The organism is Burkholderia sp. HI2761 (genome assembly GCF_002223355.1).
In the GTDB taxonomy this organism is placed as follows: domain Bacteria; phylum Pseudomonadota; class Gammaproteobacteria; order Burkholderiales; family Burkholderiaceae; genus Burkholderia.
Genome location: NZ_NKFN01000007.1, coordinates 441,931 through 460,898 on the forward strand (window position 1 = coordinate 441,931; position 18,968 = coordinate 460,898).

Below are 18,968 nucleotides of genomic sequence, written 5' to 3' on the forward strand. Positions count from 1 at the left end.
GCATCGATCTCAAAGACGCTGACTGGTCTGAGGCATAGTGACCCACATTGGGCGAAGCGGCTGGGAATTGATTTACTTGAAGACTTTTTGATCGACGTCGTAACCCCTAATAGGTGAGCATTATGCCTTTGCCGGATGTGGCAGGAGCACTCAAGTCATTTCAACAAGCCCTTGCTGCAAATGCGATAACAGTGCAGTACGGCGACCTTGACCGAAACTTGCTGGTCCACATGGATCGGCCCAACGGGGAAACTAGGCTGAGCTATGCCCAAATGGCTGGGCGTTCCGTTGTGGCTCTCGTGCAGTTCATTCCATGTGACCCGGTCGAGGGCGAGCCTTGTTTCAGCGTGGGTTGGGCGGTCGCCGAGGCTTACCGGGGGCAGGGGAAGGCCCGTGGGGCTGTTGTTGCCGCGATCAAGGAGATGTGGAACGGCTTCAGCCGAGCAGGAATGACGGCCTTCTGGATTGAGGCCATCGTTGGTGAGGACAATGTTGCCTCGCAACGGCTGGCTGAGAAGGTGTTGTCTGAGCCGATTAAGAAAGGGGCGGATAGCTACAGCGGAGACCCCATCATTCAGTACCTGCGTCGGATCGATGCTCAATCCGAGTTGTGAAATGAGCGAATTGAAATTGCGACCTAGAGCGTTCGTCGTCGGCCTCATCCAGCCCGGCGATGTTGTCCTGACGACCACGCTCGAGCCAATGAGCCGAACGATCCGTAGGGTCACCGGTGCGGACATCTCTCATGCCATGATTTGTGTGGGTAAGTCGAGTGTGATCGACTCCACTGGCGACGGTGTGCACGCACGCAATCTTGAGCGACTTATTCTTGATCCAGGCTGCGCTGGTTATGTACTTCGACCGGTGAAGCCGTTGACAACTGACCAATTGCACTCCGTCATTTCTTTCGTCAGAGCAGCGGTTGGTACCCGATACTCCATGACCGGCGCCGCCAAGAGCGTGTTGGCAGGTTTCGTTGCTGGCCGGAGACAGTACTGTTCGCGTTTGGTCGCGCAGGCCTATCGCAATGCCGGCGTGGACCTCATGTCGGATGCTGATTTTTGTCATCCCGGGGAGTTCCTAAAGAGCTCGGCGCTTGTTGAAGTGTCTAATGTGCTCAGAAATCTCAGCGCAGAAGAAGAGGCTGACTGGCGCGACGACATTGACAACGTGCAGACCATGCGCGATTCAACCAACGCCCTGCTTCGGGAGGCCCGCAAGTTATCCTCTGAGATTGAGTCACTCAACGACATCGATGCCTACCTGATAGAGCATCCGGAGTGCGACGCTTACCTGGTGCAAGCCCTGCGATCTTCTAGGTACCTGGAACTGTGGCGAGATGAGTTTGAAAGGAATGCCTGGCAGTACCACGTCGCCTTGATGGAGGGGCACACTGGCTCGGCGGAACGCAAGCAGAGGTACTGCGAAGAGCTGCTGGCAGACGAGGAGTTGTGTCAAAACCGTTTTGTCCTGAACCACGCGGGCTACGTGACTGTGAACACGTTGCACCCTCGCCAATACTTTGCGCTGAAGGTAGAGCTGTACGATATCCTGACGCAGTTTCATGCTCGGCGCATTAGAGCGGCAACTCGGTGGCTCGAGCGTAGGGGACTGCGCGAGCCCGCGCCTCCCAGGTTGCTCCGTCCGCACACACCTGAGTGGTTTGCTTCGTTACGCGAATGGAATCCCAAGCAGGCCGCAATGACGGAAGCGGCCATTAGCGCAACGGGAAGTTTGGATGTATGCAGTGTCTGTGCGGATGATCCAGCCTGCGATTATGTCTTCGTGAATATTCCGGCGGCTGGGCCGGGAACGCTTCGACTCTGCGACGACTGTTTTCGCATCCGTTCGATCGACGAACCAATGAAGCTTTTCTAACCGCGCAGTCCATCGTCATCAACGGCAGTCTGGCTGACTGATGCTGTATTCCGCTTCAGCGTCGTGTGATTGTGGTTGGGACGTCACACGGCTTTGAATCGGACCGAGGGCCGGTTGTAGTCGACAGACGGGCAATGAAATCGCTTGCTTTAAGTCATCGTCGCATTACGGCCATGAGAAATTTAACTACGCTGTCTTGATGCAATCGAAGACTCATGCAGCAAGCGGAGATGCGCGTATGGAAATATATAACTACGATAAATGCCTTCACGTTGCGACTAAAAATTTTGAGCGAGACTTGGATAAAATAGAATCGGTTTCCGACCTGTTCAACTCCTCCCGTACCTTGCTCACAGACAATTTTCAAGCGTGTTTTGAGGCTCTTCACTCATCGTTGAAGCAGGCTCAGAGTTTCACGATCCTGAGTGCCGTGGAAGAGATGATCGAGATTATCTTGATCTGTCTCAACTCTCGCAGATTTACCACGGTAGAGGTGCTTTCTCGAGTTGTTCTGGAACATTCCGTCAACCTGCTCTATATCATCGCAGGAAAGGGAAAGGAACGAGCGTTCTCATTCTTGCGTGCTCACTTCGACAACGCGTACGCGCGAGCACGAAAATGGCACGAGTTTGCATTGAAAAGCGGACGGCCAAACATCATCGAGGCGGCCGCTGGCCGGATGGCTTATTTGGATGCTTCCAGAGCGCGAATCCCTGAGATTGCAAATGCCCAAGCATGGCCGGATGCTCGCAGACGGTTTCAAGTATTGGAAATAGAGGAGGCGTATCACGACATCTTCGCTCCCGCGTCGGACGCAATTCATGCGCTGGCAGAAGATACCTACAACAATTGGTTCACTGAGCGCAACACAGAACCCGAGCACGAAGGCCGTGTTATGCAGTTGAACCTCGCTGAGAAAGGATCATACGCAGTATATATGGGTGCGAATGCTGTGGCGCTTTACGCGCAATTGGTCGAGCGCCTTTTGGCCGCTGCCTTATGTCGAGACGCTGAATCTGAGATAGAGAAAATCATTCGAAGATTGAACGAGATCCTGATCTCATTTACGCTGATTCGAAATGCTACCGATGAGGCTGCTGGATGACGTAGGTGGATGTTCTCTTCTGCCTCAAAGAAGACTATATCGGCTGCCTAATGGTTGAGGTTCACGTACGGTTCTTTCTCGAACTCTTGCAATAGGAGGCGGTTACGGACCGACATCCGCGAGTGGTGCGTCGAGTGGGTTTCGATGTGAAGTAGCTGTTCTAGCGCGTGCTACATCCCCCAGTGACTGGCCAATACCTGCATGACCCGCCACGCGCGGATACCAGCATAAAGCGGCATACGGTTATGTTGGCACAAAAAAGAAAACGCCCGCTCAACCAACGGCATTTGAAGAGGTGGGGCGGGAACAAACCGCGGAACAACGTCCAGACCGATAAGCCCCGCTCCCTGTTTTCTGTCACCGAACCTGACCGGCTACATCACAAGAGTAGCTGGCGTTTTGCTGGCTCGCAAGGCAAGCCTTGCGGCCTTACCCGGCTGCCCCGGCCTCGAGCGATGTGACGTAGCGCAGTAGGTCTTCGGTGCGTCCTTCGGATACGAGTTGTTCTGCGGTTTTGTAGTCGAAGACCGGCAAAGGCTCATTGCGATACCAGAAGAGCGCGCTCTGCAGGTCGCCGGAGATGTCGGTGGCGGCTCGAATAATTCTGAGGGCTTCCCGAAGGTACTTCTGCACGCTTTCGGAGCCCGTCAGACGGCGCAGCGTATTGCGATGAACATGTGCCAGTCGCGCAAGGGTCTGCATATCGATACGCAAGGCGGCCGCGAAGCGTCGTGCCGAGACGATCGGCGCAGCGCTTTCCGAGTCCCTCAAGGACGCCATGAACTGGTCGAAATCGAGGGGAGGCGTTGAATCTAGGGCCATATCATGATTCATGGCAGGCCGCTCTGTGCACACGATTTGCACATTTATAGCACAAGTAGTGTCGACGGTGCTGGTCGCTGAAACACCCGTCCGTGGCGCTGCTTGTCGCCAAATTCAGTCGAGGGACCTAGGCAGGGCCTCGACATTCCCAAGGACAACTTTTCTGAGATTTTCCATGGCTACGGACATCTTTTCTGAGACGAGAGGCATGTAGATTTCTCAAAAAAGATGTCCAAGTGCCTGATTTGTCTAGAGGGCCAAAGACACCTTTTCTGAGAGCCCACACTTTTCTTGGCGCGACGCCACCTTCAAATTCCTGACTAGCCAGGAAACTTGGCGGCTAGCTCAACAGGTAAGACCGTGACCCGGTGGAAGATGGAAGAACGATGGTCGGCGACATCGCCGCTTGGGATTGAACGCGCAACGCCCGGGGGTGCGCCGGATGCCATGTATCAGCGAGAACTTGCCCTGTCTCCAGCTAGCGGGATGAGCAGGATGTGCGCCTAATCCGCAGGGCCAAGGATGAGATCGATGGCAGCCTAGCGAGCGATTTTCGCAACGAGGTAGGCCCAGCAACGGGAAAGCCCCGCCGATCACGAAATTGAGTAGCGAGTTTGCGGACCACCCACATACAGTTTCTTCGCGATTTCGAGCAGCTGCTCGCGCAACTCGTCGAACGCACCGAGTATCGAGCGTTCGTCATTGCCCACGCCAGGCTGCAGATTTTTCAGCATCGCATCGTCGACCACGAAGGTGATTTCGCGCGAATTGTCGTATCCCCAGAAGCTCACGCATTGACGGGCAGCATCGTGGCTACGGCTGGGATTGGGAAATTGGAGCGCCATGATCAGGTTTTCACGTTGATGGCCGAATAGCGCCACTTGCTCGCGTTTGAATTGATGGAGGCGTAGCTGATGCGTCTCGCCTCAGCGCGTAGGGCGTCCGCTGTCTCGAGTCGTAGCGCACGGGCCTTGCACTCGATGGCGTATTCGCTCTGGGTACCGGTCGATCTGGAAGCAGGTTTGATGGGAGATTGCATGATCGCCCTCGCAGCAGTAGGTCGCGCAAGGCGACCGGTCAGACCACTGTATACCCTTTAGGCAATACCAGTGTCCTTTCTTGGCGGAACGTCCAGGGGCTTGGTTCGCCCCTCCTTGAATGTGTGCCGCCGGCTAACTTTCAGATAAGGCCGTGGCTGACACGGATAAGTCCAGCGACAGCGTATGTGATCCTGCGTCCAGCGGCACGCGGACGCCTTCCCCATTGCAGTCAACGGGCTCGCCGTCGAGTACGGCACGCATCGCATCGCCGCGCGCGAGTGATTCGACGCGGATCTCATACCGCGTCGAATGCATATCCACTGTTGCCGTGAAGCCCGGCCACGCATCCGGAATACAAGGGTTCACCACTAGATAATCGCCTTCCCGCCGGATGCCCAGAATGCCCTCCACACCGGCGCGGTACATCCATCCCGCCGACCCCGTGTACCAGGTCCAGCCGCCGTGCCCGACATGAGGTGCCACCGAATAGACGTCGGCCGCAACGACATAGGGCTCGACCTTGTAGCGATCGACCTCGACCGGCGTACGCGCGTGATTGACCGGATTGAGCAGCGCAAACAGTTCAGCTGCGCGGTTGCCGTCGCCGAGTTTCACGTATGCCAGAATCGCCCACATCGCGGCATGGCTGTACTGGCCGCCGTTTTCACGCAACCCCGGCGGATAGCCCTTGATATAGCCCGGATCGCGCGATGTGCTATCGAACGGCGGCGTGAACAGCAGCGCTATTCCGTCGTCGCGGCGGATCAGATGCTTTTCCAGCGAAACCATCGCCAGCGCGGCACGCGCCGGGTCCGCCGCACCGGACAGCACCGCCCACGACTGGGCGATCGAATCGATCCGGCATTCGTCGTTCGCGTGCGAGCCGAGCCACGTGCCGTCGTCGAAGGTCGCACGGCGATACCACTCGCCATCCCATGCGTCGCGCTCCAGCGCGATGCGCACCGTCGCCGCATGCGCGCGCCAGCGTGCGACACGCTGTGCGTCACGCGGTTCGGCGAGCGGAGCGAACAGCTCGACGGTGCGCAGCAGCAGCCAGCCAAGCCAGACGCTTTCTCCGCTGCCTTGCGCGCCGACCCGATTCATCCCGTCGTTCCAGTCGCCGGTGCCGATCAGCGGCAAACCGTGCGCGCCGGTCAATTCGATGCATTGATCGAGGCCGCGCGCGCAATGCTCGAACAGCGACGCGGCTTCGTCCGCGATCATCGGCTGGAAGAACGCATCGTGCTCGCCGGGCCGCAGCAGTGGCCCATCGAGGAACGGTACGATTTCGTCCAGCACCGCAGCGTCGCCGCTGCAACCGATGTACGTCGCGGCCGCGAACGCGAGCCAGACGCGGTCGTCGGAAATCCGCGTGCGCACCCCTTGCCCGGAGTGCGGCAACCACCAGTGCTGAAAATCGCCTTCGACGAACTGCCGCGACGCCGCGCGCAGCAGATGCCGCCGCGTTTCATCGGGCTGCACGTGCGTGAGCGCCATGCCGTCCTGCAACTGATCGCGGAACCCGTATGCGCCGCTTGCCTGATAGAACGCCGAGCGTGCCTCGATACGACACGCGAGCGTCTGATACAGCAGCCAGCCGTTCAGCATCAGGTCCATCGCGCGGTCGGGCGTTTTCACCTGAATGGCACCGAGCACGTTCTGCCAGTGGTGCGTGACGTCCGCGAGCACGGCGTCGAGATTCGTGCTGCGATAGCGCTGGATCAACGCGCGCGCCTCGTCAACGGACGCACATTGACCGACGAACGCGACCACTTCGACGGTCTCGTCCACACCCAGCTCGATACAGCCCTGCAATGCCGCACATGGGTCGAGTCCCGCGCCGGTTGCGCCGGACAGCGGTGCGTCGCCCGTCAGCCCGAGCGGCGCGTCGGCAGCGCCGTGACGGCCGAGGAATTCGGTACGATCCGCGGTCCACGCGGTTTGCCGGCCACCGAGGTCGGCGAACGCGACGCGCGTGCCGAATGCCATGTTCCACGGATTGTGCGCGAACATCGCGCCGGTGACCGGATCGATTTCCGTTACGACGAACGGCCCCGACGCACCGCGCGATGTGCCGAGCACCCATTCCATCCACGCCGTCACGGATAAGCGCCGGGCGATACCGGACGTATTGCGCAGCGTGAGCCGGGAAATTTTCAGCGGATCGGCGAGCGGCACGTATTGCAGCAACCCGAGCGCGACGCCGTACGCTTCGTGTTCGAAGTGGCTGTAGCCGTGACCGTGACGCGCAATGTAGGTCCCGCTGTCGCGGATCGGCAGTGCAGTGGCGCCCCAGATGTCGCCGGTCATTTCATCGCGGACGTAGAGCACTTCTCCGGCGGGATCCTCAACGGGATCGTTCGACCACGGCGTGAGCTGGTTCTCGCGGCTGTTCTCCGCCCACGTATAGCCGGTACCCTCCGCCGCGACCTGAAAGCCGAACCCCGAATTGGCGATCACGTTGATCCACGGTGCCGGTGTCGCGGCGCCCGCGGTCAGCACGGTCACATATTCGCAGCCGTTCTTGTCGAAGCCGCCAAGGCCGTTGAAGAATTCGAGTCCGGCAGTCATCGGGAGAGGTGTGGCGGGCGCATCGAGCGGGTTGGGCCACGGCGACAACATCGGCCGGCTTTGCCGACGCAGCGCTGGCGTTTCGTCCTGGGCCTGCGGCATGCGAGCGAACTGAGTCGCGATAGAGCCGCGCCGGGCGGTCAGCGCGACTCGCGCGATCGATTGCAGCAGCGCACGCGTGTCCACGCTTATCAGATCGGCACGCAGCGTATAGACCGCTCCTTGCGCCAGCTCTTCGCCGAAGCGGGGACGCGTCTGGCTGCTGCGCACGGCTGTCTCGATGGCTGTCTGCAACTCCTGGATATACGACGAAGCCCGTTCGTTGACGATGACGAGATCGACGGCGAGCCGCTTCATTCGCCAGTATTCGTGGGCCTTCAACAACTGCCGGACCTGGGCGATGTCTTCGACGTCGCTGATACGCAGCAACACGATCGGCAGATCACCCGAGATCGCCTGCGGCCACAGCCCCGATTGCACGCCGGCTCCGCGCGTGATCGCCTCGGACGGTGCCCTGAAGCGCGGATCGGCGTACAAAATAGGCGCGGCGAGCCGCTGGAAGTCCGCGGCCTCCTCGGCTTCGATGTCAAGGTAGCGCAACTGCACCTGAGCCTGGGTCCACGCGAGTGTCTTCGCGCGGTCGAACGCGTTGCGATCGTGGTGCTTGTCGATCAGGTCGAGCAACCGTGCACGCGAATCGGCCACCACGGTCCAGAAGGTCACGCGTACCACCTTGCCCGGCGGTACCAGCACACGGTAGCGCAGCGCAAAGACCGGATCGAGCACGGTGCCGGTGGTATTGCCAAGCGGTTCGCCGTCGACGATCGATGCGGCGTTACCCACACTGTGTCCGCGACCGAGAAAACGCAGGCGGTCGGTTTCGTATTGCGGCTCTGCAGCGATTTCGCCGTCGACGACCGCAAAATGCGCGGCCCAGATCTGCGGGTCGTCGGGCGAGCGCAGGCGTCGCGTCGCCACCAGTGCGCCGAATTCCGCGAGGTGCTCGGTCTGCACGAACATACGGGAAAAAGCCGGATGCGCGTTGTCGGCGGCCGGGGTCGCCAGCGAGAGCTCGGCATACGAGGTCAGCTCGATTTCGCGCGCGCCGCGCCCGCTGTTGGCAAGCGATACGCGACGGACTTCGCCGTCGTCCTCGCCGGACACGAGCACGTTCATCGTGGTGGTGAGCGATCCGTCGCGCCGGGTAAATTCCGCGTGATCCTCGCCAAACACGACACTGCCAGCCTCGACTTCGCCGGTGAGCGGCTGCGCTCCCGCGGACCAGACGTGCCCACGCAGCGTGTCGCGCAGGAAGATGAACGAGCCCCAGTTGTCGCGGGTCGTGTCTTCACGCCAGCGCGTGATCGCCAGATCGCGCCATCGGCTGTAGCCTGCGCCGGTCGCGGTCAGCATCACCGCGTACCGTCCGTTGGACAGCAGATGCGTGATCGGTGCCCGTACGGCGGATGTCTGCTCGACGACACGGCGCACGGTGAGCGGCGCGGTGCCGGCGTCGGTCGCCGATTTGTTCACTTCTTCGGCGCGCGGGTGCGCGACGGCCACGTCGCGTGGCATGCGTTCCTGCAGCAGCAGCTCGCTTGCCTGGATCATCGGCTCGCGATGGAAGCGCGCCCGCATCTGCGCGTCGAGCAGGGTATTGGCGATAGCCACGATCGTCATGCCCTGGTGATGCGCCATGAAGTTGCGCACGATGGCGAAGGGCTCGCCGTCAGGCAAACGGGCACGGGTGAAGTCGAGCGCTTCGTAAAAGCCGTAGCGTCCCAGCGCACCCAGCGCAGCGAGCCGCGCGTAGTTTTCGCAGGCGGCCTCCGGCGCAACCATGGCGGCGAGGCCCGTCGCATAAGGCGCGATCACTCGGTTTTCGGAGAGGCCGCGTTTGAGGCCGAGGCCCGGTACGCCGAAGTTCGAATACTGGTAGGTGAATTCCATGTCGCGCGCGTTGTAGGCGGACTCCGAGATGCCCCACGGAATACCGAGTTCGCGGCCATACGAGCGTTGTCGTTCCACGATCAGGGTACTGGTCTGTTCGAGCAGACTGCCGACCGGCGCGCGCATCACCAGCGATGGCATCAGATACTCGAACATCGATCCCGACCACGAGATCAGCGCGGAGCCTGTGCCGACCGGCGTCGCGGCGCGGCCGAGACGAAACCAGTGAGTCGTCGCGACGTCGCCCTTCGCGATCGCGAACAGGCTTGCAAGTCGCGCCTCGGAAGCCAGCAGGTCGTAGCAGCTCGGGTCGAGGCTGTTGTCGACATGCGAGTAGCCGATCGACAACAACTTGCGTTCGGGATCGAGCAGGAACGAGAAGTCCATGCCGAGCGCCATCGCGCGCGAAGTTTCGGCGAGCGAGATCAGGCGCGTCTGCAGCGATTGCGGGTCGGCCGCGTATTCCATCTGATCGCGAGCGTGCTCGGCCACGTTCTTCGTCAGCGCTTCGATCCAGAACATCAGATCGGAGTAACCGTCGTCGCCGGCGGCGGGCATGATGTCGCGCGTAGCATCCAGTGCTTTCTTCGTGAGACGTGCGAACACGGGTGACAGCGCGTCGAGCGTCTGCGGGCCGCGCAGCTGGGTGTCCATTTCTTCGAGAATGCCGAGCAGTTTCTTGCCGCGCTCGCCGTTGGACACACGCAGGGCATCGAGTGCCGCTCGCGCCAGATGCAGGTTGTCGAGCATGCCGGAGCGGGCCACCGGGGCGAGTGGCGGCGGCAGCCATTCTTCGCATGCGTTGGCGAGTGTGATCAGATGGCCGGCCAGATTGCCGCTATCGACCGACGACACATACGCAGGCGCCAGCGCCTGCAAGTCCTGCGTGCCGTACCAGTTATAGAAATGCCCCTTGAAACGCGTCATTTTCTGCATCGAAGCGAATGCGGCTTCGAGCCGTTCGACGGTCTGCATCGTGCCTGCCCAGCCGAAATCGCGCGCGGCGACGGCTGAAAGCAGATACAGGCCGAGGTTGGTCGGCGACGTGCGATGCGCGACGACGGGCTTCGGGTCTTCCTGATAATTGTCCGGCGGAAGCATGTGTTCCTCCGGGGTCACGAACGTCTCGAAGAAGCGCCACGTGCGCCGTGCGATCAGGCGCAGATAACGCGCGTCCTGCTCAGAGGCGGCGAGACGTTGCGCGGTGGCGGGCGACCGACTCGACCACAAGGCGAACGCGGGTGCGGCGAGCCACAGCAATGCGATGGGCAGCACGAGCGGCAAGTGCGACGGCGCAAAGGCGATCGCCCCCGCCGACAGCGCGAGCGTGAGCGCGATCGAACCCGCCATCTGCCGATAGAAGCCGCTCAGGGTAAGTCGGGGGGCGCCTTTCGACTGCGCGGCGGTGGTCCATTCGAGCAGGTGCCGGTGCGTCACGAACAGCCGCATCAGCGTCCGCACGATCGCATCTCCCATGCGCCACGCGTGGTCCACGAGAAACGCGGCGGACAGCAGCGTTTGCAGCGCGGCGAGCCGCGCGTCGCCGCCGAGCGTACGAAGGCGGCTGCGCAGACGAACCCCCGTGCGACGCTGCAGGATCGCGAACATGGTCGGCAGGAAAGCAGGAATCGCGAGCACGCATAGCATCCACGCCACGCCGGCAATCCCCGCAGGCAGCGGCATGAGCCAGCACAGCGCAAGCCCGGCGACCACCAGCGGAGCAATCAGTGAGCGGCGCAGATTGTCGAGCATCTTGAGACGGCCGATCAGTGGTATCGCCTGACGGTCCCGGCGCCGATGCCCGACGATCCACGGCAGCAACTGCCAGTCGCCGCGCGTCCAGCGATGTTGGCGCTTCGCTACCACGTCGTAGCGAGCCGGCGCTTCTTCGACCACCTCGACATCCGATGCCAGCCCGGCACGCGCAAAGACACCCTCGAACAGGTCGTGACTGAGCAACGCGTTCTCCGGCACGCGGCCCTGCAACGCAGCTTCGAATGCATCGATGTCGTAGATGCCCTTGCCGGTAAACGAGCCTTCGCCGAACAGATCCTGATAAACGTCGGAGACAGCAGCAGCATAGGGGTCCATCCCGCTGGGGCCGGAGAACACGCGCTGATGCAGCGACCCTTCCTGGCCTACCGGCAGCGAAGGCGTCACGCGCGGCTGAAGAATCGCGTAGCCGCCCACGACCCGTTGCTCGACGCTGCTGAATCTCGGCCGGTTCAGTGGATGCGCCATTTTGCCGATCAGGCGCAATGCGGCGTCGCGCGGCAGCCGGGTGTCCGCATCGAGCGTGATGACGTAGCGCACATCAGGCGGCACATGCGGCGTGTATCCGGCGATCGGCACGAACGTGGTGTCGGTCGCGCCGCGCAGCAAACGGTTGAGTTCGTGCAGCTTGCCACGCTTGCGCTCCCAGCCCATCCAGCAGTTTTCGCCTGCATTGAATACGCGTCGGCGGACCAGCAACAGGAAACGGTCGCCGCCCGGGCCCGGCCCGTAGCGGTGGTTCAACGCTTCGATGGCAGCCGCGGCGACGGCGACCAGCGGCGCGTCGCCATCGAGGGTCTCCTGATCGGCGTCGAGCCCGTCGGCCAGCAACGCAAACGACAGATCGCCGCCCGCGCCCGCCAGGTGATGAACCTCGAGACGTTCGACGAGTTCGCGCGTATCGGCTTCGCTGGTCAGCAGCATGGGTACCGCGATCAGCGTACGCAGCGACGACGGCACGCCGGCTGTCAGTTCGAGTGCCGGCAACGGGTTCGCACCGAAACTCCAGGTCACCGTCCGGTTGACGAGCGCGACGGCGATTTCCGTGGCGGGCAGGAATCCACATACGGCGAACAGCACGAACACCCAGGGATCGTGCCATTGCGGCGCTAGCGCCGACACCGCCCACAACGCGAGCGCAAGCAGCATGGCGGCGACCGCCATCACCTCGCCGACGTAACCGATGATGCCGAGGCGGATGTTGAAGCGCGTGAGCCGCAAGCCTGTCGGAGGACGAAAGCCGATCGCGTCTTCCAGCGCGCGCCGTCCCTCGGCAATCAGGTGGTAGCCGGGGTCCGCGGTGCGTTCTTCATGGGCGGAATCGGTGGCGGGCCCGGCCGTCGTATGCGCCAGATGCAGCGCGAGGCCGGTGATTTCGAGTTCGGTAAAGGCCGAGCCGCGTGCCAGTTGCTCGATTGCGCTGCGATACAGATTACGGGTCGGAAAATCCATCGCCGAGAAGGCGCTGCCCGCGCGTAGCCGTTCGTCGACGAGGCTCACGCTTTCGAACAGATCGGTCCAGCTGATGTCGGAAATCATCCGCATGCTGGTGATCACGTTGCGCACGGTGACATTGGACGCGCCTTGTCTCTGCTGCGCATGGAGCACCACTTCCTCCACCGACGAGCCCTGCTGCCTGAGCCGCTCCTCCAGCCAGCCGAGCGCCGGCGTCGTGCGGGGGTCCTGGTCGCGCAGCCGCTTCGCGAGTTGAGCCGCGAACAGTTCCGACAGCAAGCCCGACGAGCGCGTCGAAATATCCGCTTCGAGCGCGGAGCGCGCGCTACCCGATTCGAGCAGACGTTCGGTCAATGCGTCGGCATCGGCGCGTGCGATTCGGCCGGCGGTGATCTGGTCGGCGAGGCGTCTCAGGTTTTCGATCAGCACGATACGCAGCGTGATCGCGACCGCCCATAGCTCACCGATCGTCAGCGGTTGAACCCGCTGATATGCGTCGATGAAACGCCGCAGGATCTGCGGGTTGAAGTGGCTGTCGGTGTGCGCGACGAACGCCCATGCAAGACCAAACACGCGCGGGTAGCCGGCGAACGGACCGCTCGAGAGTTTCGGCAGCAGTCGGTAATAACCGGGAGGCAGATCGTCGCGGATCTCGCGGATCTGTTCTTCGACCAGGTGATAGTTGTCGAGCAGCCATTCGGCAGCGGGCACCACGCTATGGCCGCGCTCCAGTTCTCTGGCGCTTGCGCGGTAGGCGGCGAGCAGGACGGCGGCGTTGTCGTCGAGCCGCGTGTGCAGCGACAGCACGACAGGCGGTTGATCCGTCACCGGCTGCGCGGCGGCAAGGCTTTGCGCGTGCTGTTCGAGGCGTTCAATCCCGAACAGTTCGTCCCGCACCGGCGCGGTGTCGGTCCATGGCGGCGAGTGCGGACGCAATCGCGCGGCGAAGTGGAGGAGTGTTTTCATGAGCGTCCGTCCTGCGGTGTCGATGGTGTCGATGGACGAGGCAAATGCTTCGCACGCGCGATATTTCTGAAGGGCGTACCGCGCGCTATCGTCGCAGCGATGCACGGCTTGTCGAGTTGAGACATGATCGGTTCTTCCTTCGGGACAGCCGGACGAGGCGCGGCGTGTGCGGACTGAGGTGGCGCTCGTTCTGTGCGGTTGAACACACGCAAACAGATGCAAACGGACGGAACGAAGAAACGGTCGTGTGCTACCGCGGGTCAATGCGCATGCGGCCGCTGAGACCACCGATGGCAGCCGAAGCGACACGAGACCCGGTCGAGTGCCCGCGGCCATCACCATGGGCCGCCGGTGTGACGGATATTCCGGTGCAGCGGCACAAACCGCGGACGAGGAAACCGCGCGAGGACTTCGCGACGGGTGGAGGCGCATGCCCGGGATAACAGCAATTGCATGCAGGTCATCCGCGACCTGCGCAATTCATTCCGGAGCGGGTGAGCGCGTGGGGTGTTGCCGTCGCCGATCCGTATGGCGCTGCGACAGGCAGGGGTGGAGGAGGTAAGAGAGACGCAGACCTTGGTCTGCGTGATCGGTTGCCCGCTATTTCTTCTTTGCTGGTTCGCCGGATGAGGTGGTCTTCGGAACGGCCGTCCATGACGTACCTGCTGCGGGAGACGGCAATTTCTTCGGTTGCTTAGGCTTTTTCGCCTCTCGGTTACTGCGCGCTTGGCCCTTTGCCATAATGTTTCCCCAATTTCACCGGCCGCAGACGCGGCCGTCGTGTCAGGCAGTTTGGGCGCATTTCATGATGCTGTCGCGATCTATTTTCGGCGGCACGCATGCAGACCTTCCGGACGGGCGATTCAGGAAAGACCGCCGATGCCCGGCGGTGGCGGCGCTGACGCTGTCGTGGGTAGCGGAATCTGAGACGAATACCATGCGGCCGTCTTGGAAAAGATGTCCGATCCGTTGATTTCCATAGGGTCCAAAGACAACTTTTCCGGCAGCCTGCATTTCTCGGGTCACGCTCCTGATACGACTACCCCCAACTCCGCCGTATCAATCCTTGCGCTTGTGCTGCGGGAGCACCCAAAGCATCCGTCCGACCGCTTCGGCCTGATTCCGGGCGTGTGTCTTTTCATAGATCGCCCGCAATTGGGTGCGAACCGTCGCCAGCGACACGCCGGCGATGGCCGCACATTCGTCAGGCGCCTTGCCGTTGATGAGCGCTTCGGCGACGGCGGCTTCGGCGCTCGACAAACCGAACGACTGCCGCAACTGTTGTGCGACGACGAGCGGGGCAGTGCCGCGTCGCCTGATCGTGATCAGTATCGTCGCATCGCCGAACGTCGCATGGAGCGCTTGTCCGGACAGTGCCGCAATACTGAGAAAAATTTCGTGCGCCGCCACCCGCGTGCCGGAAAGTGCAAGGCTCTCGCTCTTGCGGGTCTTCGCGACGCGCGTCAATGCCGCCTTCAGTGCATCGTTCTGCGGCGCGCTCGTCGCGCTCAGATATCCGTTCTCGAGCCTGAGGCAGGTGGTGGCGCGCAGCATCGACTCGGCCGCGCGGTTGACGAAGACGACGCGCGCGTGCCTGTCCAGTGCAAAGACGGAAAGACCCAGCTCCTCCATCAATTCGGCGCCGAGCGTGGCGTCGCGATGCAGCACGCGCGCGTCTCGCCACAGGTTGATCGAGCGCTGCAGATGCCCGGCCATACGGGTCAGGGCCGCACGTTCTTCCGACGAATACGGCGTTCGGCCGTGTGCCCGGAGTAACCCGAGCAGGATGTTGTCGCTGCCGGGGCGCGCGAAGCGAATCCCCATCAGGTAGCGAAATCCCGACGGAATCTGAAAGTCCTGGAAGAACTCGCTGCGTTCGACGTCGCAATCGGTGAGGTGATCCTGACAGCAAACGAATTCGCCGAGCGGTGCGTTCTCGACGAAGCCGCGGCGTGGATCGAGCGCGCCGTAATACTGGTCGTAGCGGGCGATGATCTCGTCGAACTCCGCGCGTGGCGAATAGATTGAGAATTGCGGGGCATTGCGTGCGGCGTCCCAGCTGAACATGTGAAATACATTTGCGCCGAGCGATTCGGATACCCGATGAAAAACATCGAGAAAACCGTCCGGCTGCAGCGCGGCCTCATAGAGGTCCCCGATGAGTTCGTCCCGTTGCATGCTTCCCCCGTCGCTTCGCGATCTTCGTATGTGTATTTTGTCTGACGATATCGCTTCGAATACCGAATTTTTTTCAGGCTAACACAGGTTATTTGCATTTCACGCGGTGTTATTTCCCGATTTTCATCCACCTGAATGATGATCGCAAAAATCGTCTTTGCGAGAATCCTCGCCGTCCAGCGTGCATGAGCAGTGCATATGACACGCATCAACCAGAAGGATGTCGGGGGAAACGCAATGAAACTCACGCCTGTCGTATCCGGTATTGCAGCGCTCGTCCTGTCGGCTTGCGGGGGGGGCGGCAGTTCGTCGTCGCCGCCGCCGGGCGAACCTGCGGCTCAGACGGTCAGCGGGGTCGCGGCCGCCGGCGCTGCGATGCAGGCCGCCACCGTGAAACTGGTCGATGCGACCGGCAAGACGGTCGACTGCCCGGCCGATGCGTCAACCGGCGCGTTTCATTGCGCGGTGACCGGCCTGAGCGCGCCATTTGCGTTGTCCGCATTCGGCAACGTCGCCGATTCGCAGGCCACGCTGATCGCGCTCAGCGCCACGGCCGGCACGCAGACGATCAACATCACGCCGATCACGAACGCGATCGCCGCCACGATCATCGGCGACAATCCGGCGAAGCTGCTGGCCGACACCGGTTTGCTCCAAAGCAAGGTGACGGCCCAGGCGGTCGCCGGCACGATGCAGGCCTATTCGTCGGCGCTGGCCGACCTGCTGGCCGCTACCGGCAACACGGGCATCGACCTGATTTCCGGCCCGTTGACCGCGGGTGCGCCGGGGCTCGACCGATTGCTCGACCAGGTGAAGATCAACGTCCTGCCGGATGGCGGCGTGCAGATCAGCTCGGTGGCGGGCGCCTCCAGCGATACGCCGGTGCAGCTTCAGCTCGCGCCCGGCGTCGCGCCGCAGGCGAGCGACAAGGCCAGCCTTCCGGCCGCCGCGACGATCAATGGCGCGGTGGTGTCGAACCTGCCGAGCGCCAGCGATCTGGCGGCATTGCAGCGCACGCTCAACCAGTGTTTCGCCGGTTCGACCGGCGCTGCGCGCACGGGCGGCAACGTATCGGCATGCGGCCAGATCTTCGTCGACGATGTCGCGTCCGGCGCGCTGAATGCCGGCGTGCCCGCCACGTATCTCAACAACGGGATGTCGGTCGGCCAGGAGTTCGGTGCGGTCGCCGGCGGCGCGCCGGGCATCGCGGCCGACGACGCGATGAACAACGCCAGCTTCAGCTTGCCGGAAGTCATCCGCGTCGTCGCCAGCGACACGATGTGGGTCAAGCTCGCGTGGACGCGCAGCGACGGCATTCGCGACGGCATGCAGCAGCATGTCCAGCTCGCGGTGCGGGCGAGCAGTCTCGCGAATGGCGATACCGGGTGGCGCGTGATCGGCAATCAGCGCGCGGTACTGAGCAAGATCAACGCGAATGCGCAGAAGTGGGATTGGCTGAATCCGGCCAATCCGTCGACGGGGACCAACGCGTTCGTCGATTCGCTCAACCTGCAGGTGGGTACCGTCGACGCGGCCGGCACGGCGGTGGACTTCGCGATCGTCAACGGTCCCGGCTTGCGCAACGGCGTGTTTCTTCAGCCGTCGAGCGGCACCTGCGACACGCTGAACATCCGTGCGCAGATCGCAAGCGGGCAGACGCCGGCGCAGCTCGCCGCCCTGGCGAAGAGTGCGCAGTGCCGCAACAACTTCCGTCTGGCCGGCGTCGCGCAGGACCCGGCCAACCAGGGCCTGTTCACGTGGCCCGGCGACGCGCCGCGCAACAATACCGCGTGGGCGAAGCCGCAACTGAGCGCCGCCGAGCTGGCCGACATCAAGCCGTTCGGCGCCTATACGATCGACGTCTACCAGCACGGCAACACGTCGGCGCCGGCCAGGCACTACACGGTGCGGGTGCGTATGCCGTCGCCGTCACCCGACGCGCTGCGTCAGTACGCGTGGCACGATCTCGCGCAGTCCACGCGCGACAAGCTGACGCCGGGATCCGCCGGCACGTTCGCGGGCGGCGCGACCTTCCCGCTGGGCTGGACGTCGAAAGCGGGGTTGCCGTTCGTCAAGCGCGGCAACGTGCAGATTCGCGCAACCGCGGCTGGGCAGACCGTGGCGACGTTCGTCAACGGTGTTGCATCGGCGTCGCCGGTCCAGCCGGGGGCGGCGGTGACGCTCAACGTGCCGGGCGATCAGGGCGTCGCGTTCCCGTCGGTGGCCGGCTGGGCAGGCAGCACGGATTTCTCGTTCGTGAGCCTGAACTGGTCGGATTCGAGCGATACGTTCTTCACCGAGTCCTTCGAGTACGACCGGTAACGGACAGCCGGGCCGATGCGTCCGGCGAACACGCGGCCGGCGGGACTTCGCCATCCCGTCGGCGCTTTCCGGCTCGCCGGCTTGGCGTGACGGCGACGCCCGTCCTTGCGCACGCTTGGCAGGGACGGGCATCGAGACGTTGGCGGATGAGTCGTGCTCCGACGCATGCTACCCGCGCCCCCCAACCCACCCCTTCAAACACTTGACCCACAGCCTCACCGCCCCGACTCCGCCCGCCACCGGAACCCGCGGCAGCAGAAACGGATCGTCGGCCGCACCGGCACATCCGCGCCGGGTCGTCGTCGCATTGCCGTACCCGGCCGCGATGACCTGGTCGCGCACGCGAGCGTCGAGATCACCGTATGGATAGCAGAACGATTCGACGCGCTGGCCACTGAGCATTTCGAGTTGCCGCTTCGATTCGGTCAATTGAAAGTCCGATACGGGCGCTGGCACATACGACAGCGCCACGTGATCGAGCGTATGCGAGCCGATTTCATGGCCGTGATCGCGCCACGCGAGCATGTCCTCGCACGTCATCAGCGGCGAGCGCGCGGTCGGGGCGCCCGCGTCCCAGTCGTTCGCGCCGCCGAACCGGCCGGCGACGAAGTAGCAGGTCGCGGTGAACCCGAGCGCGTCCAGCACGGGCATCGCATGCGTCAGCACGTTGAGAAAGCCGTCGTCGAACGAAATGCCGAAGACCTTGCCCCGCCGCTCCCCTCGCAGGTACGGCTGCAGTTCGCGCACGCTCAGGCCGCGGTAGCCGAGCCGCTTGAACAGCGTCATCTGGCGGCGGAATGCGTCGGGCGCGACGCTCAGGCCGCGCAGCCGGTCGGTCGGCGGTGGCAGCGGGCGGATCTGGTGATACATCAGGATCGGATAGCGTGAAGTGCGCGCAAGCATCGGCG

General features: G+C 62.7%; 9 protein-coding genes. 4 read left to right on the forward strand and 5 right to left on the reverse strand.

Features of this window, described 5'->3' with window-relative positions:
* Nucleotides 1-122: 122 nt before the first annotated feature.
* From CFB46_RS19600 to CFB46_RS19610, 3 genes are all read left to right on the forward strand, one after another.
* Nucleotides 123-614 carry a GNAT family N-acetyltransferase gene (locus CFB46_RS19600; protein WP_089500919.1) on the forward strand — a complete coding sequence of 164 codons (492 nt, stop codon included), beginning with the start codon at nt 123-125 and terminating at the stop codon, nt 612-614.
* Between the two features lies 1 nt (nt 615).
* Nucleotides 616-1,878, forward strand: a complete 1,263-nt coding sequence (locus CFB46_RS19605) for a YiiX/YebB-like N1pC/P60 family cysteine hydrolase (protein ID WP_218827930.1) — start codon at nt 616-618, stop codon at nt 1,876-1,878.
* Between the two features lie 199 nt (nt 1,879-2,077).
* Complete coding sequence (locus tag CFB46_RS19610; RefSeq protein WP_143751634.1) at nt 2,078-2,983, forward strand: DUF5677 domain-containing protein; 906 nt, start codon at nt 2,078-2,080, stop codon at nt 2,981-2,983.
* Between the two features lie 429 nt (nt 2,984-3,412).
* Here CFB46_RS19610 and CFB46_RS19615 read toward each other — a convergent pair whose 3' ends face one another.
* From CFB46_RS19615 to CFB46_RS19635, 4 genes are all read right to left on the reverse strand, one after another.
* On the reverse strand, nt 3,413-3,817 hold the full coding sequence (locus CFB46_RS19615) for a DUF2384 domain-containing protein (RefSeq protein WP_089500922.1): 405 nt from the start codon (nt 3,815-3,817) through the stop codon (nt 3,413-3,415).
* 581 nt (nt 3,818-4,398) lie between these two features.
* Nucleotides 4,399-4,650 (reverse strand): DUF1488 domain-containing protein, encoded by a 252-nt coding sequence (locus CFB46_RS19620; RefSeq protein ID WP_027781863.1) that lies wholly within the window; start codon nt 4,648-4,650, stop codon nt 4,399-4,401.
* Between the two features lie 327 nt (nt 4,651-4,977).
* A complete protein-coding gene (locus CFB46_RS19630; protein WP_089500924.1) occupies nt 4,978-13,560 on the reverse strand; it encodes a GH36-type glycosyl hydrolase domain-containing protein in 8,583 nt (2,860 codons plus the stop codon).
* Between the two features lie 1,059 nt (nt 13,561-14,619).
* A complete protein-coding gene (locus tag CFB46_RS19635; RefSeq protein ID WP_089500925.1) occupies nt 14,620-15,738 on the reverse strand; it encodes a helix-turn-helix transcriptional regulator in 1,119 nt (372 codons plus the stop codon).
* A gap of 237 nt (nt 15,739-15,975) precedes the next feature.
* On the opposite strand from CFB46_RS19635, the gene CFB46_RS19640 reads away from it, so the two are divergent.
* The gene (locus CFB46_RS19640; RefSeq protein ID WP_089500926.1) at nt 15,976-18,060 is read left to right on the forward strand and encodes a hypothetical protein; all 2,085 of its coding nucleotides are present in this window, start codon (nt 15,976-15,978) and stop codon (nt 18,058-18,060) included.
* A 168-nt stretch (nt 18,061-18,228) separates the two neighbouring features.
* On the opposite strand, the gene CFB46_RS19645 is transcribed toward CFB46_RS19640, so the two are convergent.
* A complete protein-coding gene (locus CFB46_RS19645) occupies nt 18,229-18,963 on the reverse strand; it encodes a polysaccharide deacetylase family protein (protein WP_089500927.1) in 735 nt (244 codons plus the stop codon).
* Nucleotides 18,964-18,968: the final 5 nt, after the last annotated feature.

Excerpts from the sequence above, each read along its gene's own strand:
- CFB46_RS19600 (WP_089500919.1), top strand. The coding sequence starts at position 123 with ATGCCTTTGCCGGATGTGGCAGGAGCACTCAAGTCATTTCAACAAGCC.
- CFB46_RS19605 (WP_218827930.1), top strand. The coding sequence starts at position 616 with ATGAGCGAATTGAAATTGCGACCTAGAGCGTTCGTCGTCGGCCTCATC.
- CFB46_RS19610 (WP_143751634.1), top strand. The coding sequence starts at position 2,078 with ATGCAATCGAAGACTCATGCAGCAAGCGGAGATGCGCGTATGGAAATA.
- CFB46_RS19615 (WP_089500922.1), bottom strand. The coding sequence starts at position 3,817 with ATGAATCATGATATGGCCCTAGATTCAACGCCTCCCCTCGATTTCGAC.
- CFB46_RS19620 (WP_027781863.1), bottom strand. The coding sequence starts at position 4,650 with ATGGCGCTCCAATTTCCCAATCCCAGCCGTAGCCACGATGCTGCCCGT.
- CFB46_RS19630 (WP_089500924.1), bottom strand. The coding sequence starts at position 13,560 with ATGAAAACACTCCTCCACTTCGCCGCGCGATTGCGTCCGCACTCGCCG.
- CFB46_RS19635 (WP_089500925.1), bottom strand. The coding sequence starts at position 15,738 with ATGCAACGGGACGAACTCATCGGGGACCTCTATGAGGCCGCGCTGCAG.
- CFB46_RS19640 (WP_089500926.1), top strand. The coding sequence starts at position 15,976 with ATGAAACTCACGCCTGTCGTATCCGGTATTGCAGCGCTCGTCCTGTCG.
- CFB46_RS19645 (WP_089500927.1), bottom strand. The coding sequence starts at position 18,963 with ATGCTTGCGCGCACTTCACGCTATCCGATCCTGATGTATCACCAGATC.